Raw genomic sequence first — 17211 nt, 5'->3', positions numbered from 1 at the left:
TCTTTCCTACTCTATAATAAAAGGGAATGACCGTGCAGTAGGTCATTCCCTTTTCAGTATTATTTAATATATTGATTGTACCATTCTTTCGATGCAGTGACTTCTGAGTGTGTTAGTTGATGGCCTTGGTATTCCCAGTGGACTTGAACTTGTGCTTGCGCTTTTGATAGCAGGTCATGTAAATCTTCTGTTTCTGATGCTGGACAGATTGGATCATTTTTTCCTGCGCCAATAAATACCGGAGTGGCACTTAAGTTTGGAAGGGTAATCCCTCTTCTTGGTACCATCGGATGATATAAAATCGCACCCTTTAAGCTATTCTGGTAATGAAACAATAAGCTACCCGCAATGTTAGCACCATTTGAATACCCTACGGCTACTAATTCTTCGCGCTTAAAATCATAGTTGATTGCTGATTCTTCAATAAATTGGTTTAGTTCCTTTGTGCGAAAAATAAGGTCTTCTTCATCAAAAACGCCTTCAGAAAGTCTTCTGAAAAACCGTGGCATTCCGTTTTCTAATACGTTTCCTCGTACACTTAACACAGATGCTTCTGGATCTATCATCTCAGCTATTGGTAAAAGGTCTGTCTCTGTACCACCTGTTCCATGGAGAAGTAAGAGCGTTTTTTCTGAACCTTTTTTAAAAATATGCTTCATTGTCATTTTGTTATACCTCACTTCATTTTTATCTTGAATTCGAGATATTTTCAGTATAAAGAAATATTCTAGGTACGTCAAGACTCGACTATTTTATAAGTTCAGCAAACTTCATATAACCATCCAATATAATTTGGAATAAACTAAAAATAAAAAACAAAGGAGATCAACTAATGTTTCCATGGAACAAAATGTTCCCTTTCCCAAAGGATTATATGAAGGATGATATTTTTAAGCAATCCGATGTAGATGGCTGGATGAAGAAAGCAATGGGAGGGAAATTACCGCAAACGTCACAAATGTTTCATTCGACAGACTTTTTTGAGCAATCCTTTGACTTATTAAATAAAGTTCAAGCAAAGAAAAAGAATAAACGGAAGACAGACTTTGAAGCAAGCATATTTGAAACACATGAAGAAGTTATCATTCGTTTCCCACTCTCATCAGAAGAAAAACTAGGCGAGTTAAAAACATATCACGATTCTACCACTTGCTTTATTGAAAATGTTCCTCATAACGGGCATAAACAAAGCTTGAAATTGCCATGCATCGTCAAGTCAAACGGGACAGTAGCGAAGTATAAAAGTGGAATTGTCGAAATTAGAATACCAAAAGAAACCAATATTTCTATCACTAAAATTCCGATTGAAATAATTAAGAATTCATCAAAAAAATAGAGGAACCTCTCTCCTCTATTTTTTTACAATTGCTTGATTAAGTTTTCTAAGTCAATTGTCCACGGCTCTTCAAGTGAAGGACGTACGATGTTAAATGTTACGACTTTATTTACTGTTCCCGTGTCACGATGCACGTGTAATTTTACTGTTATCGGAAAAGAAAGCTTCGTTTCATATTCACTCGATTCAGGTAAATCAGATAATCTCTTTATTAATTCTATCTCTGTTAATTCTGGCTTATATTTCTCGAGCAAAACTCGATTTTTGTCATCTAAGATGGATGATAAAATAAACCAGTCATTTTGGTGAATAGCAATAACTGTTGCGTCAACTATTTCTTGGGGAGACAGTTTTTGTGTATAGTCTAACCAGTCGCCTGCTGCTTTCTTTATCATAATCGAGTGAGCGTGATCCATCTTCCTTGACTTATGAGTAATACTATCTTGAAAGTGAATACAAAAATGGCCTGGGAAACCATTTTTCAGAGCGCCTTGTCCATGCGGCATACCATGCATGGAAGCTGCAATTTGACCTGTTTCGGTTAATACAAGTATCCCTCTTCGATCCCAGCTCCAAGTACCCCGATAAATCTCCTTCATCTTTTTCGTATCATCATGAGTTAAAGGTTGGACATCCGCATGATAGGAGCCAGCCCTTCTTTGAACTTGAAAGGAAAGTCCTGTATCTAGATCTAGCACTGTAAATATACTGTATCTTGGTAGTAGCTTATTCGCATCCTTCCATGAAACTAATTGGCCATAATGCTTACTGTGTAGCTTTTTCATATCTTGCGAAAGCTGCTTTTTAATTTTTTCTGGCATATTTGCCAGTAGCTTTTTCTTGTCCCTATCATAAATGTTTAATTGATGATCTATTGCATAGGTAACCTCATCATTTATTCTAATAAATGTATCCGTTGGAGGGACGGGATAGGTAATAGTGCTCCATTTTCCTTTTGATAATTGCTTACTTATTTTCTTAGGTAAGGGATTGGCCGTTTCATAGCCTGACTCGATTGACGTTTGTATCACGTATTCTCCGATAGCAGTTTTATTACCAAAAGCAAATACACTAGAACCAGAAAAACTAATAGTCCATGCTAGAACAATAATGGTTACATAACAAAAAAATAGTAGTAACCTTTTCAACACTTGGTGCCTCCTTCAATAAATTTAATTACCTTTGTTATTTTGTCAAAAGTAGAAAAAAGTATGTTCTGTTTTTTTTCGTACACATTAGTAATAGAGATTGATGAAAGCTAGGGTGAATATTTTTGGCACAAGCATTATTTTGGGGAGCTATTGCTGGTCTAGCACTTGTATTGGGTGCTGTCATAGGGTTGTTTGTCCCTATGCCTCGAAAATTAACAGGTTTTATAATGGCCCTTGGAACTGGAATTTTAATTGGTGCAGCATCTTTTGAGCTGTTAGGAAAAGTTGAGGGGAAAACTGGGTATAGCTACTGTATATTTGGTTTCTTGATTGGAGCGATTCTCTTTACGATTGCAGAATTACTAATAAGCAAAAAAGGTGGAAAGGAGCGAAAGCGTTCTAAAGGTAAAAAAGGTAATTCCTCCGGTTCTGGGATGGCGATATTTATTGGGTCGATAATTGATGCTGTTCCTGAATCAATAATCATCGGCGTAAGTATTTTGAAAGATAATACCGTGAGTTGGGTTATCGTATTTGCCATTTTTATGAGCAATTTCCCAGAAGCTCTCTCTAGTTCTGTCGGATTAAAAAAAGATGGGTATACGAATAAAAAAATTATGTTAATGTGGATTATCGTCTTCGGCCTCACTTCTTTAAGTTCTTTTTTAGGCTTTGTGACATTTAAGGAGTTAAGTGAGGAATACATGTACCTAGTTAGTGGATTAGCAGCAGGTGGGATTATTGCGATGGTGTCCTCTACTATGATGCCAGAAGCTTTTGAAGAGGGTGGTCCGATCGTTGGGTTACTTTCTGCCATAGGTTTACTCTGTTCATATATTCTATCTAGTTGCATTATATAAGAAGCCCCGCCAGTCCAAGGCGGGGCCATTTCTATTATTGTTTAATTGCTCTATCGAAAAATTCTTCTAATGTTAAATCGTTTTCTTGAATATATGTAGCCACATCTTTGCCAACATATCGAAGGTGCCATGGCTCATATTGATAACCTGTGATGACTTCTTTACCTTTAGGATAACGAATGATGAACCCATGTTTTCCCGCGTTTTTCTTAATCCATTTACCCTCAACAGTCTCACCGAATTCCTCTGTCAAATCCAGTGCAGCTGATCTACTAGATACATCCATCGCTAAACCAGTTTGATGCTCACTATGACCTGGGATTGCTGAGACAGCATTTGTTTTTTCTTCTCCCCATCTCTTAATGTAGCTGTTATAAATACCGTACTGGGTTTCATAAGAACGATACCCAGAGACTGCAAACAGTTCCACATTTTCACTAGCTGCAACTGAAAATAATTCCTCGAGTGCTCGCGCTGCTTCTTCTCTTAAATATTTTTTGTCATAATCTCCGTCAAAAGAAAAAGCTACATCTGGAATAGCTAAATCACTAGGTACATAGTCAGCAGGTAGGGATTGTTCTTTATTTACAACAATTAATATGTTTTCTGTATTTTCAATAACTTGATCCTCATTTAAAACAGTGAAAAACGGTTCTTCTAATAAATATTCATCTTCATTTGGAGTAGGCGTTTCTGGCTCTTCTTCAATCGGTTCCACCTGATCTTCATCGGTTGGTTCCTCTTCTACTTCTTCGGGAACTTCATTTACAGCTTGCTCTTCCTTGTTAAAATACTCCCAGAACTTCCAATTAATATCTTTCATCTGATTGGAACATCCTGTGATTAAAAATACACTCACGATAGAAATTACTGCTAATTTATATTTCATTACAATCACCTTTTTATTTTCCCTAATAAAATTCAATAAAGCATATTAAAACAAAAATAAATGCCTCACCAAATAGCGAAGCATACCACATAGTTTAACATTAAATTGTTTAATCGTAAAAAGATTTACTATAGAAAATAACAGATTTAAATAAATAAGGACATTTTACCTATTTAGCACCGATAATTTTTAAATGGACCGTTCTTTTACGTGGACCATCAAATTCACAGAAAAATATTCCTTGCCAGGTTCCTAAGACTAGTTCACCATTATCAATTATTATTTGCTGAGAGTTTCCTACTGTAATGGCTTTTAAATGAGCCGCAGTATTTCCCTCCATATGCAAATATCTTGGATGGTCCCAAGGATACACCTCATGAAGCCTCATTTGCACATCCGTTACTACGTCGGGATCAGCATTTTCATTGATAGTGATACCAGCAGTAGTGTGAGGACAATACACTACCACTATGCCATCCATTACATTCGTGGATCTAAGTGCATCATTAACTTTATCTGTAATGTCTTTCCACTCATCTTGTTTGCTAGTTGAAAGCTCCAATGTAATTAACATACTTTTCCAGCTCCCTTTTTTATAGAAAAAGCCCTTGAATAACCAAGGACTTTTATCTTTATTATTTTTTAATTACTGCTTCTAACGCTACTTCCATCATTTCGCTGAAGGTAGATTGACGTTCTTCAGAAGTAGTCTCTTCCCCTGTTAAAATATGGTCGCTCACTGTAAGAACTGATAGTGCATTTCTTCCATACTTAGCAGCAAGCGTATATAGTGCAGCAGACTCCATTTCGATTGCGAGAATGCCATACTTCGCCCATTTTTCTAATTCGCCATTATCGTTATAGAACATGTCAGCCGTGAAGACATTCCCAACTTTCAGGTTTAGTCCTTTTTCTACACCTACATCGTATGCTTTCTTAAGCAAGTCAAAACTTGCTGTTGGTGCATAGTCAACTCCACCAAAAGTTAAACGATTCATTTGAGAATCAGTGGAAGCACTCATTGCTAGTATGACGTCACGAACTTTAACGTCTTTTTGAATCGCACCACAAGTTCCAACACGGACCAAGTTTTGAACATTATATTCGTTCATTAATTCATTAACATAGATAGAAATCGATGGAACACCCATGCCTGTTCCTTGGACAGAAATACGTTCTCCTTTATATGTCCCAGTAAACCCAAGCATCCCTCTTACTTCATTATAACAAACGGCATCTTCTAAAAACGTTTCCGCTATATACTTAGCACGTAACGGATCTCCAGGTAGAAGAATCGTTTCTGCAATTTCACCTTGTTTTGCTCCAATATGTACACTCATTGTGTTACCTCCTAATTACCTAGATCTCATACTTCATTTTGTAACAAACACTACTATACCATATCTTTACCTTGTTTCAAAAGAACGAAACAAAAAGAAACGCATGCTTTTTCTTTTTCAGCAAAACATATTAAGGAACAAAGTTTAGATAAAGAATTATATTATCTAGGAGGTAACACGTAGATGGGTAAAAAACACCGAAATCGTATTAATGCTCCAAAGAAAAATAATCACATTCCTCCCGAAGCAATTGAAGCTGAACAAACAGCTCATAAAAAAGAATTTTCTCCAAACGGTCGAAAAAACGGACCAGGGAATCATCAATCTTAACTATTATCACTAAATTATGGGCAGCCTTTCTTGACTGCCCATATAAATTACGTTAGCGTACCTGCACTCTATTTATTTTTTTCCACCCACCAAATTCTAATCGATAATAACTTATCCCAAAAGTTCCTTCATCAATCATGAGGACATCCCCTGTACCGATAAATCTTCCTACATAATTTTGTGGGATAGAATCTGTTACATTAAACTTCTTATACACTTTACTAATTAATTCTTTGTGGTTACTTGCTTCCATGGTTAAACGTAATATTGGAGCATAACCTTTGGATTCTCCATAATTCGGTGTTTGCATAATGGTGACATCGTATTCTCCCGAACCAATTTTCATCATTCTTTTTATCGCCAACATCCTTTATCACTCCTTAACCATTTCTATACCTTATTAATTAGAAACTTACCCTGTCGATTCCTTCATAAAATAATAAAAAGTTTTGTCGAATAGAAGTGATATTTGAAGAAAACTACCACCAACCTCTCCAAAACTGTCATTCCTTCTTACTTAATAGTGTTTTTTTCTAAAAATTCAGACTTTCATTTTCAGAAAAGAGCTAGTTCCAAATTAAAAAAACGACGAGTATTGTCCCGCCGTTAACAATTACAATAAATTGAATTATTGGGCTTAGAGGTCAAGAAGAGCTTCTGTAGTAATCTCTACCAAATACCGTTTACATGTTGGGAACAGAATGAGGGAAATGCATTAATTATTCTACATCCATCTCTTCATCAATAATGCATTTGTCTAACAAATAATCAAACATGATGTCTGCTAATTCCTCAATCTCACTCTCCGCTGGGACATACCCTCGTCTTACCAGCTCATTGTAAAAGAATTCGGCTATCTCCTCTGTATCAATGACTACCTCGATTTCTTTCACAATATCACCCCTTTTTTAAAGGTTTATGTACGTCTTTCTAGATATATGTCTTACCCTCTATAATAATCCATTAGTTTCTACTTTTACCAGAAATGTTTTTAAAAAAAAGAAAAAAATCATAATTTTTAGGTGGGAAACATATTTTTAAGTATGTTGGACAAGCAGATAATCAAAAGGGGGTAGTTGGAAATGAAAGAACATTTATCAAATATGGAAAAATTAGGAGAAGAAGAAGTATTGTTACCGATTTTAGATAAGATGAGTAATGTCATTGTTACGTTAACTGCTATAGTTGGAGTTCCTTTTATACTATTTTTACTTCTACAATTCTCCTTTTTATTTTTCTAATTGACTATGTTTTTTGCCATCCATGTATTTTTTTAAGTTTTTTACGACAAGATTCATTACTTCTTTGTATTCTTCATCTCCAAATAAATCATATAATACTTTATAGTCATTATACACATCTAATAACCCATCAATAATCCGTTGATATTCTTGATTATACTCTTCTTTTTTGTAGTGTTTGTTTGATCCTGTCATGGGATTATACAACTCCAAGCTTGTATTTTCTTTGTTGAACATATAGGACAAACCAAGTTTATGAATGAGAATTTCTGCATGATCATGATGTACCACCATGGTTAATTCTTCTTCCCCAGCTTCTAACCATTCCCCATCTGACAGTCTTGTTAACTCGTAAATGATATCCTCCCAAGAGTCTTCTTTATATCGCCAAATTTCTGTGCGAAATCCTACTATTTTAAATAGCTCTGTGCCATACCCAGATACATGGACAATATCTCCAATAAAATAAAGATATTTTATATCCAAGCGTTCGGTGACTAGTACTTTCCCTTCATACTCAGACACAAAGGCTAATGTCTCCTCCTGATAAAGCCCCTCACTTGAGTTAACTTCATATACGTATGCTCCGTCAATTTGCTTCCTATCCGTTATTTTCCCGACTGTTCCATAAATGGTGATGACAACGATGTCACCAATTTTATATTTAGGTTTATTTGGTTTCTTTTTCTTCGCCATTTCATTTCTCCCCATTTGTCACTGTGGCTTTGTAATTAATCTATTATATGCACGGAAAGGTAAAATCGCTAAAGAGGAAATAAAAAACGAGCGCGGATGAATGAGGGGTAACGCTTTTGAAAAAAAAACATAAAAAATGACACGCTCGCACCCTTGCGAACATGCCATTCTTTAAATAGCCTATACATCCTGCTTATAAAGCTCCCATGCCTCATCAAATATTGACATGCTTGATAGATACTGACCATTCAATTCTAAATAACTACTAATTTCATGATAATCCGTAGAATTTTTTGGAAAGCTATGATCTTCATATGCATGATTAGCAAAGATGCTAATGTCATTCTTTTTTAAAGCATGACGATATTTTAAAATATAATGATAAAATGACTTTCTCATGAATACACACACCTAGTTTTTTCTCTCATTCTACATGAAATTCTTTTTATTGTTAAGAACTCCTGCTTAGAAAAATGCAAATTAGTTGCTAAAATCAAAGTAATTACGTTTCAATAATCTTGCTTTAGCCATTAGAGCCTTATAGGACAGCTCACTTTCTAGCTCCTTCGTATTGATTAAAAAAAGCTGATCTTCTATTTCCTTTGTCGTTTCATCTTCTTGGTATTGCATGCCACATGCATGACAAGTAACAGAAGGAGTAGCTGTTATTGTTATAGCTCTTAGCCCATCAGGAAGCTCCCAATAAACCGTACTTTCTGACACTTCACATGAGTTGGGGGTATCACACCATTTACAAGTCATCACCTTACCTCCTAACTACTTTCACTTGTTTTGTCGACGTCGCTATACTTTTGTTGCTGGGCTTGAAACTTCTTTTCCTTTAGCTCGTCTCTTTTGCCTCGTTTATCCTTAAGGGTAGTATGATCTGGATCTATCTCATAATTTTTTCTGCGATTGAGCCTGTTTAATCCTTCTGGAACAAGGTTAAATTGTGTGTCATTCATCAGACCAGCAATCCCAATATTAGACCGTTTTTCCTCCATATTGGCATATATTCCTTCAAAATAAGCTTCTGCTCGACCTGGAATGTAATTCTCCGGTTCTGGATAAGTCGTAATAACCCCTTCGAAGTTTCGCAACACAACCTTATTAGCACTTTGTGAGATAATATAATTCGGTTGGACAGCAATTTTCCCTCCCCCTCCAGGTGCATCGACGACAAAAGTTGGGACTGCGTATCCTGAGGTATGCCCTCTTAGTCCTTCAATAATTTCTAACCCTTTAGAAACCGGTGCACGAAAATGACCAATTCCTTCTGAAAGATCACACTGATAGATGTAATATGGCCGTACTCTTATTTTCACTAAATCATGCATCAGTTTTTTCATGATCGGTACACTGTCATTAATTCCAGCTAAAATGACCGCTTGATTCCCAACTGGGACCCCTGCATTTACAAGCATTTCACAGGCTAATTTAGATTCCTCTGTAATTTCTATAGAAGTGTTAAAATGAGTATTGAGCCAAACTGGGTGATACTTCTTTAGAATATTACATAAATTCTCGGTAATTCTTTGTGGAAAAACTACTGGTGCACGTGTACCAATTCTAATAATCTCTAAATGAGGGATAGCGCGAAGGTTCTTCAAGATGTATTCAAGTATTTGATCGTTAATAAGCAGCCCGTCTCCACCGGAGATTAAACAATCACGCACTTGTTCGTTCGCTGCTATATAAGCAATTGCTGCATCCAGCTGTTTTTTCGGCACTCCCATACCTATTTGTCCGGAAAACCTTCTTCTTGTGCAATAACGGCAATACATCGAACATTGATTTGTCACTAAAAATAGTACTCGGTCCGGATAGCGATGCGTTAACCCTGGAACCGGTGAATCTTCATCTTCATGCAAAGGATCCTCTAAATCGTATTTTGTTTTATAGATTTCCTTTGATATTGGGACTGACTGCATTCTAATAGGACATCTAGGATCATCTGGATTCATTAAGGAAGCATAATATGGCGTTATATTTAAAGGAATTGTTTTGGTTGAAATTTTAACACCCTCTTCTTCCTCAGGTGTTAAATTAATAACCTTCTTCAAATCCTCCAGCGTTCTAATAGTATTCGTTAATTGCCAAATCCAATCATTCCACTGCTCCTCTGTAACATCTTTCCAAAGCTCTATCTCCTTCCAATGGCGATCGGGCGTATATAAATCCATTCTCATCTCTATCTCCTCCCTTTACCTACGAAATGCAATAACCGTGCCAACTGGTAAAGTTGCCTAGTTACTATTTATATATGTAAAGAGTAGCGATTCTGTTATTCGTCCTTTACCCTAGAGTTTTTTTATGCCCATTTTTCGGCAGAAAGGACCTAGCGCAATAATGCTAGGTCCCTTCCTGTATTTCTTGCATTTTCGAAATTTTATATTGGAGAGTTTGTCTTGGAATATCCAAATACTTTGCTGCACGTAAGACATTTCCATCGGTTTTTAATAAGGCGTTTTGGATAATTTGTTTTTCTGTTTCTAGTAGAACTTGTTTCAACGGTTTATCATGTATTTGTAAAGTGGAATAGGTTCTTTGGAGAAACCTTTTGGGTAGATCTAGCTCGGTAATTACACTTTCCTTCGCTTTTATAAGAACGTATTCCATTGTATTCTTTAATTCCCTAACATTACCTGGCCATGAATAAGACAGCAACTTCTTTTCAACTTGTTCACAAAGCTGCATTGGTTTGGAAGAAGGATGAAATGAAGTGGTTGGTAAAGTTGTTAGAAAATAGTTTGCTAGTACGAGAATATCATGAGGTCTTTCCCTTAATGGTGGCAGGATGATTGAGCATGTACTTAATCGAAAGTACAGGTCTTCTCTTAACCTCTCTTGCTTTAAACAATATTCTGGTGATTCATTCATCGCAGTAATAATTCTTACATCCACTCTATGTGTTTTTGTGCCTCCAACTCTTCGGATGGTACCGTCTTCTAATACCCTCAATAACTTTGTTTGTAGCTCCACCGGCATGGAATTTAATTCATCTAAGAATAACGTCCCGCCGTTAGCTAGTTCAAGGAGACCCACTCTCTCTATTGCCCCGGTATAACTTCCTTTTTCCGTTCCGAATAGTATGCTCTCTAGAAGAGATTCTGGTATCGCACCACAGTTTTGTGTAATAAAAGGGGCTGTTTTTCTTAAAGAAGCCTGATGTATTCCCTGTGCGATGATTTCCTTTCCTGTACCTGTTTCCCCGTAAATAATAATTGGTAGTGAAGTAGAAGCGAACAAATTGGCTTCTGCAACTACTTGCTTACATACTGGATCTACTGTAATAAAATTTTCCAATGATAAAGTAATTTCCGGAGAACTTCTTTGATTCTTCTCATTTTTATGATACATTTTCGTTTGCAGATCCATCAGTTTATTTGAGAGGGATTTTACTTGTCCGTAGTTTTTTGCAATTTCCACCGCTCCAATTAACTGCTCTCCATCAAGGATTGGTATGGTAGTATTGATGGTTTCTATCAGCTTGCCATTTTTATTTTCGAACCTCTGATTTTGATGATAGATAGCTTTTTTAGTCTTGAGTACTTTTAACAAAGTACTTGTGTACTCTGTTAATGAGGGAAAAACATGTAAAATGTGTTTCCCCATTACTTCTTCCACCTTCATCCCGTCATGCTCAGCTGCAATTTTATTATAGTAAATGGTGACACCTTCTTGATCAACAGCATGTATCGCCTCATCAATTCCATTTAAGATAGCTTCTAACATTTCCTTAGAAAGTAGGCTTGATCTTTTCATTCGCTTCACCTGCCTAATTTATAGCAGTATCTGCTGAATTTTCGGCACAAACTCTGGATAGATCCTTACTCCAAACATTCATATCTTCTATTTTGTCATAAATATAACAATTATTTTTTAGTCTTCCAGAATAGGAATAATTTAAATTATGAAGCACAGCATTCATACCAAACGATAGGGCTCTTGCTATCGAATAACTACAGAATACTTGGTTTTGAATTAGCTCCTCCTCTAAACTACGGATTATGTCATTCATGTATCCCCCTTTTCGATGAGAAGGGAGCGTCGCACAATCGGTAATTTCTGCATTCTTATATTCTCGATTTATCTCAGCTGAGGCTGCAGCAATAATTATTCCATTTTCTTCAATCAGGTGAAAAATTGTATTATCCTTAATTTGTTGTGTCACGTATTCAGGACTTTCAATAGGTACTGGATAAATCGGAAATACACTTGCATAAAAACGCGATAAATTATTCGCATCTTCTATTGTAGCTTTTCTTATTTGTAGCATTGAACCTGATTTTCCATTTTCAGAGCGACTCTTCTGCTTCACTCCCTCTAAAATCTGATCCTCCTCCCCCCACTTTTCACTAGTAAAACGACTTAACTCTTTATATTTACAGAAATAATACGCATCTGTTCCTAAGTAATAACCTTTTACGATTGCTTCTAACGTAAAGCCAGCTTCGATAAAGTAACCTAATTTTTCTGCGCGACTTTGCACAATTGTTTTTTTTACATATTCTTCTTGTTGTAAGCTTTCTAGCTCGATAAACACCTTTTTTATGTCTCCCCGAAAGTCTTCTAATTTTAGTCGTTCATTATAAAAATCTTTGTATCCTTTTAAATAAATGTACTCATTTTGGATGATAAAACGTTCTCCTCTTTCTTTCATCTAATCACTCCTCATGATACTTGTTCGATATTGAACTAGGAATTCCCCTTTATATTGTACATTTTTTCCTTCAAGTTCAAAGTTTGAAGCATAAAAAAGAATCGATATGCATGAAGCACAAACGATTCTCCTACTTATTATTGAGCAATTTCACACCAATCTACTAAAGTTAGTGCAATAATTTCAGCTACTGAAAGCATATTTTCAATAGAGATATACTCATTTGGATAATGAGCAACCTCTGTCGTACCTGGCCCAAATACGACCGTAGGAATTTTGGCCACTTGTGTAAATAGTCCACCATCTGTTCCCCAGGGTGAGGCCTCGAGAATTGCTTCTTTTTTCGTTACTCCTTGATAGTTTTTCTTTATTAGTTCGACAAAGGGATGTTTTCCATCAACAGAGCCAGGTACCCATCTTGCCCCATACCATTCGAGCTCCACAGGATGGTCAGCAAACCATTTATCCTCTGCTTGTAAGGTTTGAAGGAATGCTTCCATTTCTTGTTGGACATCAAACATCGATTCTTCTGGACCTACACCTATTCTTCCTTCTAGCGTCAATTCGTCAGGTACCGAGGATGGCCATGATCCTCCAGCGATTTTCCCAATATTTATTGGCAAGGGAATCGGAATTTTTTCGTATAATGGATCTTTGACACGTTCGTTTCTTACTTTTTCTAGCTTCCTTATTTTCTCGACGACAAGCATACTTTTTTCAATCGCACTAACTCCTTCGTATCTCGTTCCACCATGAGCTGATTTTCCTTTCACCTTAATACGGAACCACATCGAGCCTTGTTGCTTTGGAAAAATCTTAAGATTAGTGGGTTCAGGAATAAGTGCTGCATCCGCTTTGTATCCTCGTAAAATCGCTGCTAACGATCCTGCACCGCCACTTTCTTCTTCAATGACACTTTGAAAAATGACATCTCCTTTTAACTTTATTCCAGCAGCTTGAAGGGCTTCTACCGCAAGTAACATCGAGACATTCCCACCCTTCATATCTGTTGTCCCACGTCCGTACACTTTACCATTTTCTACTTTCCCTTCGTATGGATCACAATCCCACTGATTCCGATCTCCTTCAGGCACGACATCAATATGCCCATTTAAGATGATGGAGCGACCGCCCCCTGATCCTTTCCAGACTGCTACCACATTGGGAGAATCTGAGAAATATTCCCTAGTAGAAACAAAATTCTCGTGTTCCTTTAACTCTTTTCCGTCTGGCTCCCATATATCAATCTCTAGTCCCATTTCCCTGCATGCCTCAATCACTACCGCTTGGGCAGAGCTTTCATTACCTTGTACGCTCTTTTCCTGCACTAGTCGCTGCAAGAGTTTCACTGCTTTTCCTTTATTCTTAGCAATCCAGCCATGAATCTCCTTCACCTTGCTTTCCATTTTCTCATCCCCCTCTGAAACCGAAAAAGAAATAACTTATTCTATTTGAAAGATGGTGATAAAGTAAAAGGTGCATTTGTCTTTAGCGTAACTGTTTCAAGCGTTACTCCAGGCATTAGCTCTTGCAAAACTAGTCCATTTCTTGTGATTTCTAGCACAGCTAGTTCCGTTATGATTAAATTGACACATCTTGGTGTAGTAATAGGAAGTGTGCAAGCTGGAAGAATTTTCGATTCTCCATTTTTATCACAATGATTCATTAAAACAATTACCTTTTTGGCTTTTTGAGATAATTCCATCGCCCCACCCATTCCAGGTACACGCTTTCCTGGGACAATCCAATTGGCTAAATCTCCTTTTTCACTTACTTGAAGGGAACCAAGTATCGTTATATCTAGCTTCCCTCGTCGGATCATTCCAAAAGCAACGGTACTATCGAAATACGCTGCCCCGTTGTGAACTGTTACCGGATATCCAGCTGCATTACACAAGTTTTCATCCTCTTCGCCCATTGGAGGTGTTGGCCCCATTCCAAGCACACCGTTTTCCGCATGGAACATAACGTTCAACTCTTTTGAAAGATGGTTCGGCACTAGAGATGGTATCCCGATCCCTAAATTCACAACCATCCCGTCTTTAATTTCTTGTGCTGCTCTATTAGCAATTAAGTTCCGTATGTTTCCTCCCACACCCACTTCCAATTCACTCCCTCACTTTGAATCATGTAATCCACATATACACCAGGTGTGATTATTTCTTCTGGATTTAAGGCTCCAAGTGGAACAAATTCCTCCACTTCTACGATGGTTAAATTTCCGGCCATGGCCGCAAGTGGATTGGTGTTTCTAGCACTTTTATCAAAAATTAAGTTACCGTATGGATCTGCCTTTTTTGCATAGATAATGGAAATATCCGCAGTTAAGGCTGTTTCTAAAATAAAGTCATGTCCTTCCAAGCTCACAATCTTTTTATTTTTCGTAACAACTTCACTTGTAATCCCAACATCTATCAATATACCGCCTAATCCAACACCGCCTGCTCTCATTCTCTCAGCCAATGTACCTTGAGGATTAAATTCCACATCAAGTTTTCCCTCTGTCATTAACTTACCTGCTATAGGATTGGAACCGATATGTGAGGCGATTAGCTTCTTCGCCCTTCCTTCAGATACAATTTTCCCAATCCCAATAGTAGGAAATCCAGCATCATTTCCAATAAGCGTTAGTTTTTTTGCCTTTGATTGGAAAATAATATCGACTAAAGTTGGTGGTGTACCAACTCCACCAAAGCCGCCAAACATGATGGAAGCCTCATCCTTAAACATTGGTAAGATATCATTATATGTTTTAAGTTTCCCGAATATATTTTGAACCTTCTCCACCCTGCAGACACTCCTTATAATTCTTCTTTAAGTTCTGTCAGTGTTTTTTCTAGAATAGTAACAAGTTCATCGACTTCTTCTTTCGTTATAGAGAGAGGAGGCGCAATGATAATAGCATCTCCTCCTATTCCTTCTGTTCCTGCTGCTGCTGGATATAGGAGGAGTCCATTTTTTTGTGCTTTTTCAATAAGTTTTAAAGTAACCGCTTTTTCATGTGAGAATGGATATTTCGTTGTATGATCAGCAACTATTTCCATTCCTAGAAGTAACCCTTTTCCTCTTACGTCACCGATAAAAGAAAACTTTTTTTGAAGCGTCTCAAGTTCATTCCTTAAATACAAGCCTATTACTCTTGCGTTTTCTACCAAGTTTTCCTTTTCGATATATTCCAATACTGCTAAGGCTACAGCCGAAGATTGAGGGTTGGCACTATACGTATGCCCACTCATAATAATTTTGGAACCATTTAATATCGTTTCAATGATAGAATTACTAACTAGTGTAGCTGCAATTGGTGTATAGCCTGCACTCATTCCTTTTCCGATACAAATAATATCTGGAGTGACACCCCAATGCTCCATCGCAAACATTTTCCCTGTTCGTCCTATCCCTGTCATCACTTCATCTGCAATAAACAAAATGTCATGTTTCTTACATATCTCTTTAATTTGTTGATAGTAGCCCTCAGGAGGTGTGATAGCACCAGCTGCAGCACCAACTATTGGTTCTGCGACAAAAGCTGCGATGTTTTCAATTCCAATTTCTAATATAGCTCTTTCTAAATCGTGTGCACACTTCACCTTGCATCCTGGATACTCCAAATCAAAAGGGCAGCGATAACAGTATGGCGGCTCGACTACTGGAGATTTTTCCAACAATGCTTCAAACCGAATCCTTCTATCCGCATGCCCAGAGAGAGAGAGAGCTCCTATTGTTATTCCGTGATAACTTTTCCACCTAGATATAATTTGATTTTTCTCTGGTTTCCCTTTTTCTTGCCAATATTGAATGGCAATTTTCATCGCTGTTTCAATAGATTCTGTTCCGCTATTTACAAAAAAGGACCAGTTTACATCACCAGGAGCAATGCTCATCAATTTTTTCGCTAATTTTTCCGCTGGCAAACTGCTAAACTGTGAACGATAGACGAATGAAACCTTGCTTGCCTGATCTGTCATGGCATCAATTACTGCTTGTACATGATGACCTATACTAGCTGTAACAGCACCTGAGGAGCCATCTAAATATTTTTTGCCATTCACATCATACAAATAAACTCCTCTTCCATGACTGATTATAGGATAGTCTTTATCCAATAAAGGTTTTATTAGATAGGATTGATAATCCATAAACGATTACTCCCCTCCCCTATGTTCTGTAACCGTTTACTAACCAAAAATTTTTTACATAAGATAGCTTAATATAGTCTATGTTCAGAGGAACGAATTCTTTCATAGAAAAAGCAGCTAACCAATTGATTAGCTGCTCAAATCTCAGATCATTCTCATTCTTCATGACAACATAAAAGTATCATCCTTCCGAGATTTCTAGGAATAATACTTTTGTTTTTCATTTCTTACCTCTAATTATTACAGTTCTTTTTTACTTAGTACTTACAGTAACAAGCTCCTACGATAATTAGGAGGATGAATAAAACAACAATTAATACAAAGGTATTTCCGCCGCCACCATATGCTGGCGCTACGGCTGAAGGGTATCCGTCACAAGGTCCACAAGTGTAGTAACAGTAGTCGTGCATGATTATCACTCCTGTTTATTATTTACACTTCTAACCTATGAACTAGGTGGTTGTCTCGTATGTGCATCTGCCTATTTTTCAAAAATAAACCCAAATTTATTATTTTGGCTCTGTTTAACGGCGCAGTTGATTTTCAGCAGGCGTCTACGACTTCCGCTC

Annotated in this window: 22 protein-coding genes; 4 read left to right on the top strand and 18 right to left on the bottom strand. The window is 37.0% G+C overall.

Going from position 1 to position 17211, the window contains the following annotated elements; translation table 11 throughout:
- Positions 1–59 precede the first annotated feature (59 nt).
- Entirely contained in the window at positions 60–659 is a 600-nt protein-coding gene (locus tag BK580_RS10790; protein ID WP_078382736.1) for an alpha/beta hydrolase, read from the bottom strand.
- Positions 660–832: 173 nt separating this feature from the next.
- On the opposite strand from BK580_RS10790, the gene BK580_RS10785 reads away from it, so the two are divergent.
- Entirely contained in the window at positions 833–1336 is a 504-nt protein-coding gene (locus tag BK580_RS10785; RefSeq protein ID WP_078380326.1) for an Hsp20/alpha crystallin family protein, read from the top strand.
- Between the two features lie 23 nt (positions 1337–1359).
- Here BK580_RS10785 and BK580_RS10780 read toward each other — a convergent pair whose 3' ends face one another.
- The gene (locus BK580_RS10780) at positions 1360–2484 is read right to left on the bottom strand and encodes a hypothetical protein (RefSeq protein ID WP_139364876.1); all 1125 of its coding nucleotides are present in this window, start codon (positions 2482–2484) and stop codon (positions 1360–1362) included.
- Positions 2485–2609: 125 nt separating this feature from the next.
- On the opposite strand from BK580_RS10780, the gene BK580_RS10775 reads away from it, so the two are divergent.
- Positions 2610–3347 (top strand): ZIP family metal transporter, encoded by a 738-nt coding sequence (locus BK580_RS10775; RefSeq protein WP_211279025.1) that lies wholly within the window; start codon positions 2610–2612, stop codon positions 3345–3347.
- A gap of 34 nt (positions 3348–3381) precedes the next feature.
- Here the strand turns inward: BK580_RS10775 and BK580_RS10770 are convergent, their stop codons facing one another.
- From BK580_RS10770 to deoD, 3 genes are all read right to left on the bottom strand, one after another.
- Positions 3382–4236, bottom strand: coding sequence for a M15 family metallopeptidase (locus BK580_RS10770; protein ID WP_078380324.1), 855 nt, complete (start codon positions 4234–4236; stop codon positions 3382–3384).
- Positions 4237–4405: 169 nt separating this feature from the next.
- Positions 4406–4810, bottom strand: coding sequence for a secondary thiamine-phosphate synthase enzyme YjbQ (locus tag BK580_RS10765; protein ID WP_078380323.1), 405 nt, complete (start codon positions 4808–4810; stop codon positions 4406–4408).
- A 61-nt stretch (positions 4811–4871) separates the two neighbouring features.
- On the bottom strand, positions 4872–5576 hold the full coding sequence (deoD, locus tag BK580_RS10760; RefSeq protein ID WP_078380322.1) for a purine-nucleoside phosphorylase: 705 nt from the start codon (positions 5574–5576) through the stop codon (positions 4872–4874).
- Between the two features lie 183 nt (positions 5577–5759).
- Between deoD and BK580_RS23590 the strand changes: the two genes are divergently transcribed.
- Positions 5760–5906, top strand: coding sequence for a hypothetical protein (locus tag BK580_RS23590; RefSeq protein ID WP_169864934.1), 147 nt, complete (start codon positions 5760–5762; stop codon positions 5904–5906).
- A gap of 52 nt (positions 5907–5958) precedes the next feature.
- Here BK580_RS23590 and BK580_RS10755 read toward each other — a convergent pair whose 3' ends face one another.
- Both BK580_RS10755 and BK580_RS10750 read right to left on the bottom strand, forming a co-directional pair.
- A complete protein-coding gene (locus BK580_RS10755; RefSeq protein ID WP_078380321.1) occupies positions 5959–6273 on the bottom strand; it encodes a hypothetical protein in 315 nt (104 codons plus the stop codon).
- Between the two features lie 352 nt (positions 6274–6625).
- Positions 6626–6799: a YozD family protein gene (locus BK580_RS10750; protein WP_078380320.1), complete on the bottom strand. Its 174-nt coding sequence runs from the start codon at positions 6797–6799 to the stop codon at positions 6626–6628.
- A 189-nt stretch (positions 6800–6988) separates the two neighbouring features.
- Here BK580_RS10750 and BK580_RS23585 point away from each other — a divergent pair, with 189 nt between their 5' ends.
- Positions 6989–7147, top strand: coding sequence for a hypothetical protein (locus tag BK580_RS23585; RefSeq protein WP_169864931.1), 159 nt, complete (start codon positions 6989–6991; stop codon positions 7145–7147).
- Here the strand turns inward: BK580_RS23585 and BK580_RS10745 are convergent.
- The 11 genes from BK580_RS10745 to BK580_RS10695 all read right to left on the bottom strand — a co-directional run bounded on the left by BK580_RS10745 (position 7136) and on the right by BK580_RS10695 (position 17052).
- Positions 7136–7843 (bottom strand): hypothetical protein, encoded by a 708-nt coding sequence (locus tag BK580_RS10745; protein WP_078380319.1) that lies wholly within the window; start codon positions 7841–7843, stop codon positions 7136–7138. The two genes, BK580_RS23585 and BK580_RS10745, sit on opposite strands and share 12 nt — an antisense overlap.
- A gap of 180 nt (positions 7844–8023) precedes the next feature.
- Positions 8024–8242, bottom strand: a complete 219-nt coding sequence (locus BK580_RS10740) for a YozE family protein (protein ID WP_078380318.1) — start codon at positions 8240–8242, stop codon at positions 8024–8026.
- Between the two features lie 81 nt (positions 8243–8323).
- Positions 8324–8605, bottom strand: a complete 282-nt coding sequence (locus tag BK580_RS10735) for a YokU family protein (protein ID WP_078380317.1) — start codon at positions 8603–8605, stop codon at positions 8324–8326.
- Between the two features lie 11 nt (positions 8606–8616).
- Positions 8617–10032: a lysine 2,3-aminomutase gene (gene kamA, locus BK580_RS10730; RefSeq protein WP_078380316.1), complete on the bottom strand. Its 1416-nt coding sequence runs from the start codon at positions 10030–10032 to the stop codon at positions 8617–8619.
- A 163-nt stretch (positions 10033–10195) separates the two neighbouring features.
- The gene (locus BK580_RS10725; RefSeq protein WP_078380315.1) at positions 10196–11608 is read right to left on the bottom strand and encodes a sigma-54 interaction domain-containing protein; all 1413 of its coding nucleotides are present in this window, start codon (positions 11606–11608) and stop codon (positions 10196–10198) included.
- A 13-nt stretch (positions 11609–11621) separates the two neighbouring features.
- On the bottom strand, positions 11622–12506 hold the full coding sequence (gene ablB, locus BK580_RS10720; protein WP_078380314.1) for a putative beta-lysine N-acetyltransferase: 885 nt from the start codon (positions 12504–12506) through the stop codon (positions 11622–11624).
- A 137-nt stretch (positions 12507–12643) separates the two neighbouring features.
- Positions 12644–13912 (bottom strand): peptidase, encoded by a 1269-nt coding sequence (locus BK580_RS10715; RefSeq protein ID WP_078380313.1) that lies wholly within the window; start codon positions 13910–13912, stop codon positions 12644–12646.
- Positions 13913–13953: 41 nt separating this feature from the next.
- Positions 13954–14607 carry a 3-oxoacid CoA-transferase subunit B gene (locus tag BK580_RS10710; protein ID WP_078380312.1) on the bottom strand — a complete coding sequence of 218 codons (654 nt, stop codon included), beginning with the start codon at positions 14605–14607 and terminating at the stop codon, positions 13954–13956.
- Positions 14577–15293: a CoA transferase subunit A gene (locus BK580_RS10705; protein WP_078380311.1), complete on the bottom strand. Its 717-nt coding sequence runs from the start codon at positions 15291–15293 to the stop codon at positions 14577–14579. The genes BK580_RS10710 and BK580_RS10705 overlap by 31 nt, the downstream gene beginning before the upstream one ends.
- 14 nt (positions 15294–15307) lie before the next feature.
- Positions 15308–16642 (bottom strand): aspartate aminotransferase family protein, encoded by a 1335-nt coding sequence (locus tag BK580_RS10700; protein WP_078380310.1) that lies wholly within the window; start codon positions 16640–16642, stop codon positions 15308–15310.
- A gap of 257 nt (positions 16643–16899) precedes the next feature.
- Complete coding sequence (locus tag BK580_RS10695) at positions 16900–17052, bottom strand: YjcZ family sporulation protein (protein WP_078380309.1); 153 nt, start codon at positions 17050–17052, stop codon at positions 16900–16902.
- Positions 17053–17211 lie beyond the last annotated feature (159 nt).

Origin of the sequence: Sutcliffiella halmapala (genome assembly GCF_002019665.1) — a bacterium.
Lineage (GTDB): Bacteria > Bacillota > Bacilli > Bacillales > Bacillaceae_I > Sutcliffiella_A > Sutcliffiella_A halmapala.
This window is presented reverse-complemented; position numbering and strand designations above follow the sequence as displayed.

Coding starts and splice junctions, on each gene's coding strand:
- BK580_RS10790 (WP_078382736.1), bottom strand. CDS start 659: ATGAAGCATATTTTTAAAAAAGGTTCAGAAAAAACGCTCTTACTTCTC.
- BK580_RS10785 (WP_078380326.1), top strand. CDS start 833: ATGTTTCCATGGAACAAAATGTTCCCTTTCCCAAAGGATTATATGAAG.
- BK580_RS10770 (WP_078380324.1), bottom strand. CDS start 4,236: ATGAAATATAAATTAGCAGTAATTTCTATCGTGAGTGTATTTTTAATC.
- BK580_RS10765 (WP_078380323.1), bottom strand. CDS start 4,810: ATGTTAATTACATTGGAGCTTTCAACTAGCAAACAAGATGAGTGGAAA.
- deoD (WP_078380322.1), bottom strand. CDS start 5,576: ATGAGTGTACATATTGGAGCAAAACAAGGTGAAATTGCAGAAACGATT.
- BK580_RS23590 (WP_169864934.1), top strand. CDS start 5,760: ATGGGTAAAAAACACCGAAATCGTATTAATGCTCCAAAGAAAAATAAT.
- BK580_RS10755 (WP_078380321.1), bottom strand. CDS start 6,273: ATGTTGGCGATAAAAAGAATGATGAAAATTGGTTCGGGAGAATACGAT.
- BK580_RS23585 (WP_169864931.1), top strand. CDS start 6,989: ATGAAAGAACATTTATCAAATATGGAAAAATTAGGAGAAGAAGAAGTA.
- BK580_RS10745 (WP_078380319.1), bottom strand. CDS start 7,843: ATGGCGAAGAAAAAGAAACCAAATAAACCTAAATATAAAATTGGTGAC.
- BK580_RS10740 (WP_078380318.1), bottom strand. CDS start 8,242: ATGAGAAAGTCATTTTATCATTATATTTTAAAATATCGTCATGCTTTA.
- BK580_RS10735 (WP_078380317.1), bottom strand. CDS start 8,605: ATGACTTGTAAATGGTGTGATACCCCCAACTCATGTGAAGTGTCAGAA.
- kamA (WP_078380316.1), bottom strand. CDS start 10,032: ATGAGAATGGATTTATATACGCCCGATCGCCATTGGAAGGAGATAGAG.
- BK580_RS10725 (WP_078380315.1), bottom strand. CDS start 11,608: ATGAAAAGATCAAGCCTACTTTCTAAGGAAATGTTAGAAGCTATCTTA.
- ablB (WP_078380314.1), bottom strand. CDS start 12,506: ATGAAAGAAAGAGGAGAACGTTTTATCATCCAAAATGAGTACATTTAT.
- BK580_RS10715 (WP_078380313.1), bottom strand. CDS start 13,912: ATGGAAAGCAAGGTGAAGGAGATTCATGGCTGGATTGCTAAGAATAAA.
- BK580_RS10700 (WP_078380310.1), bottom strand. CDS start 16,642: ATGGATTATCAATCCTATCTAATAAAACCTTTATTGGATAAAGACTAT.
- BK580_RS10695 (WP_078380309.1), bottom strand. CDS start 17,052: ATGCACGACTACTGTTACTACACTTGTGGACCTTGTGACGGATACCCT.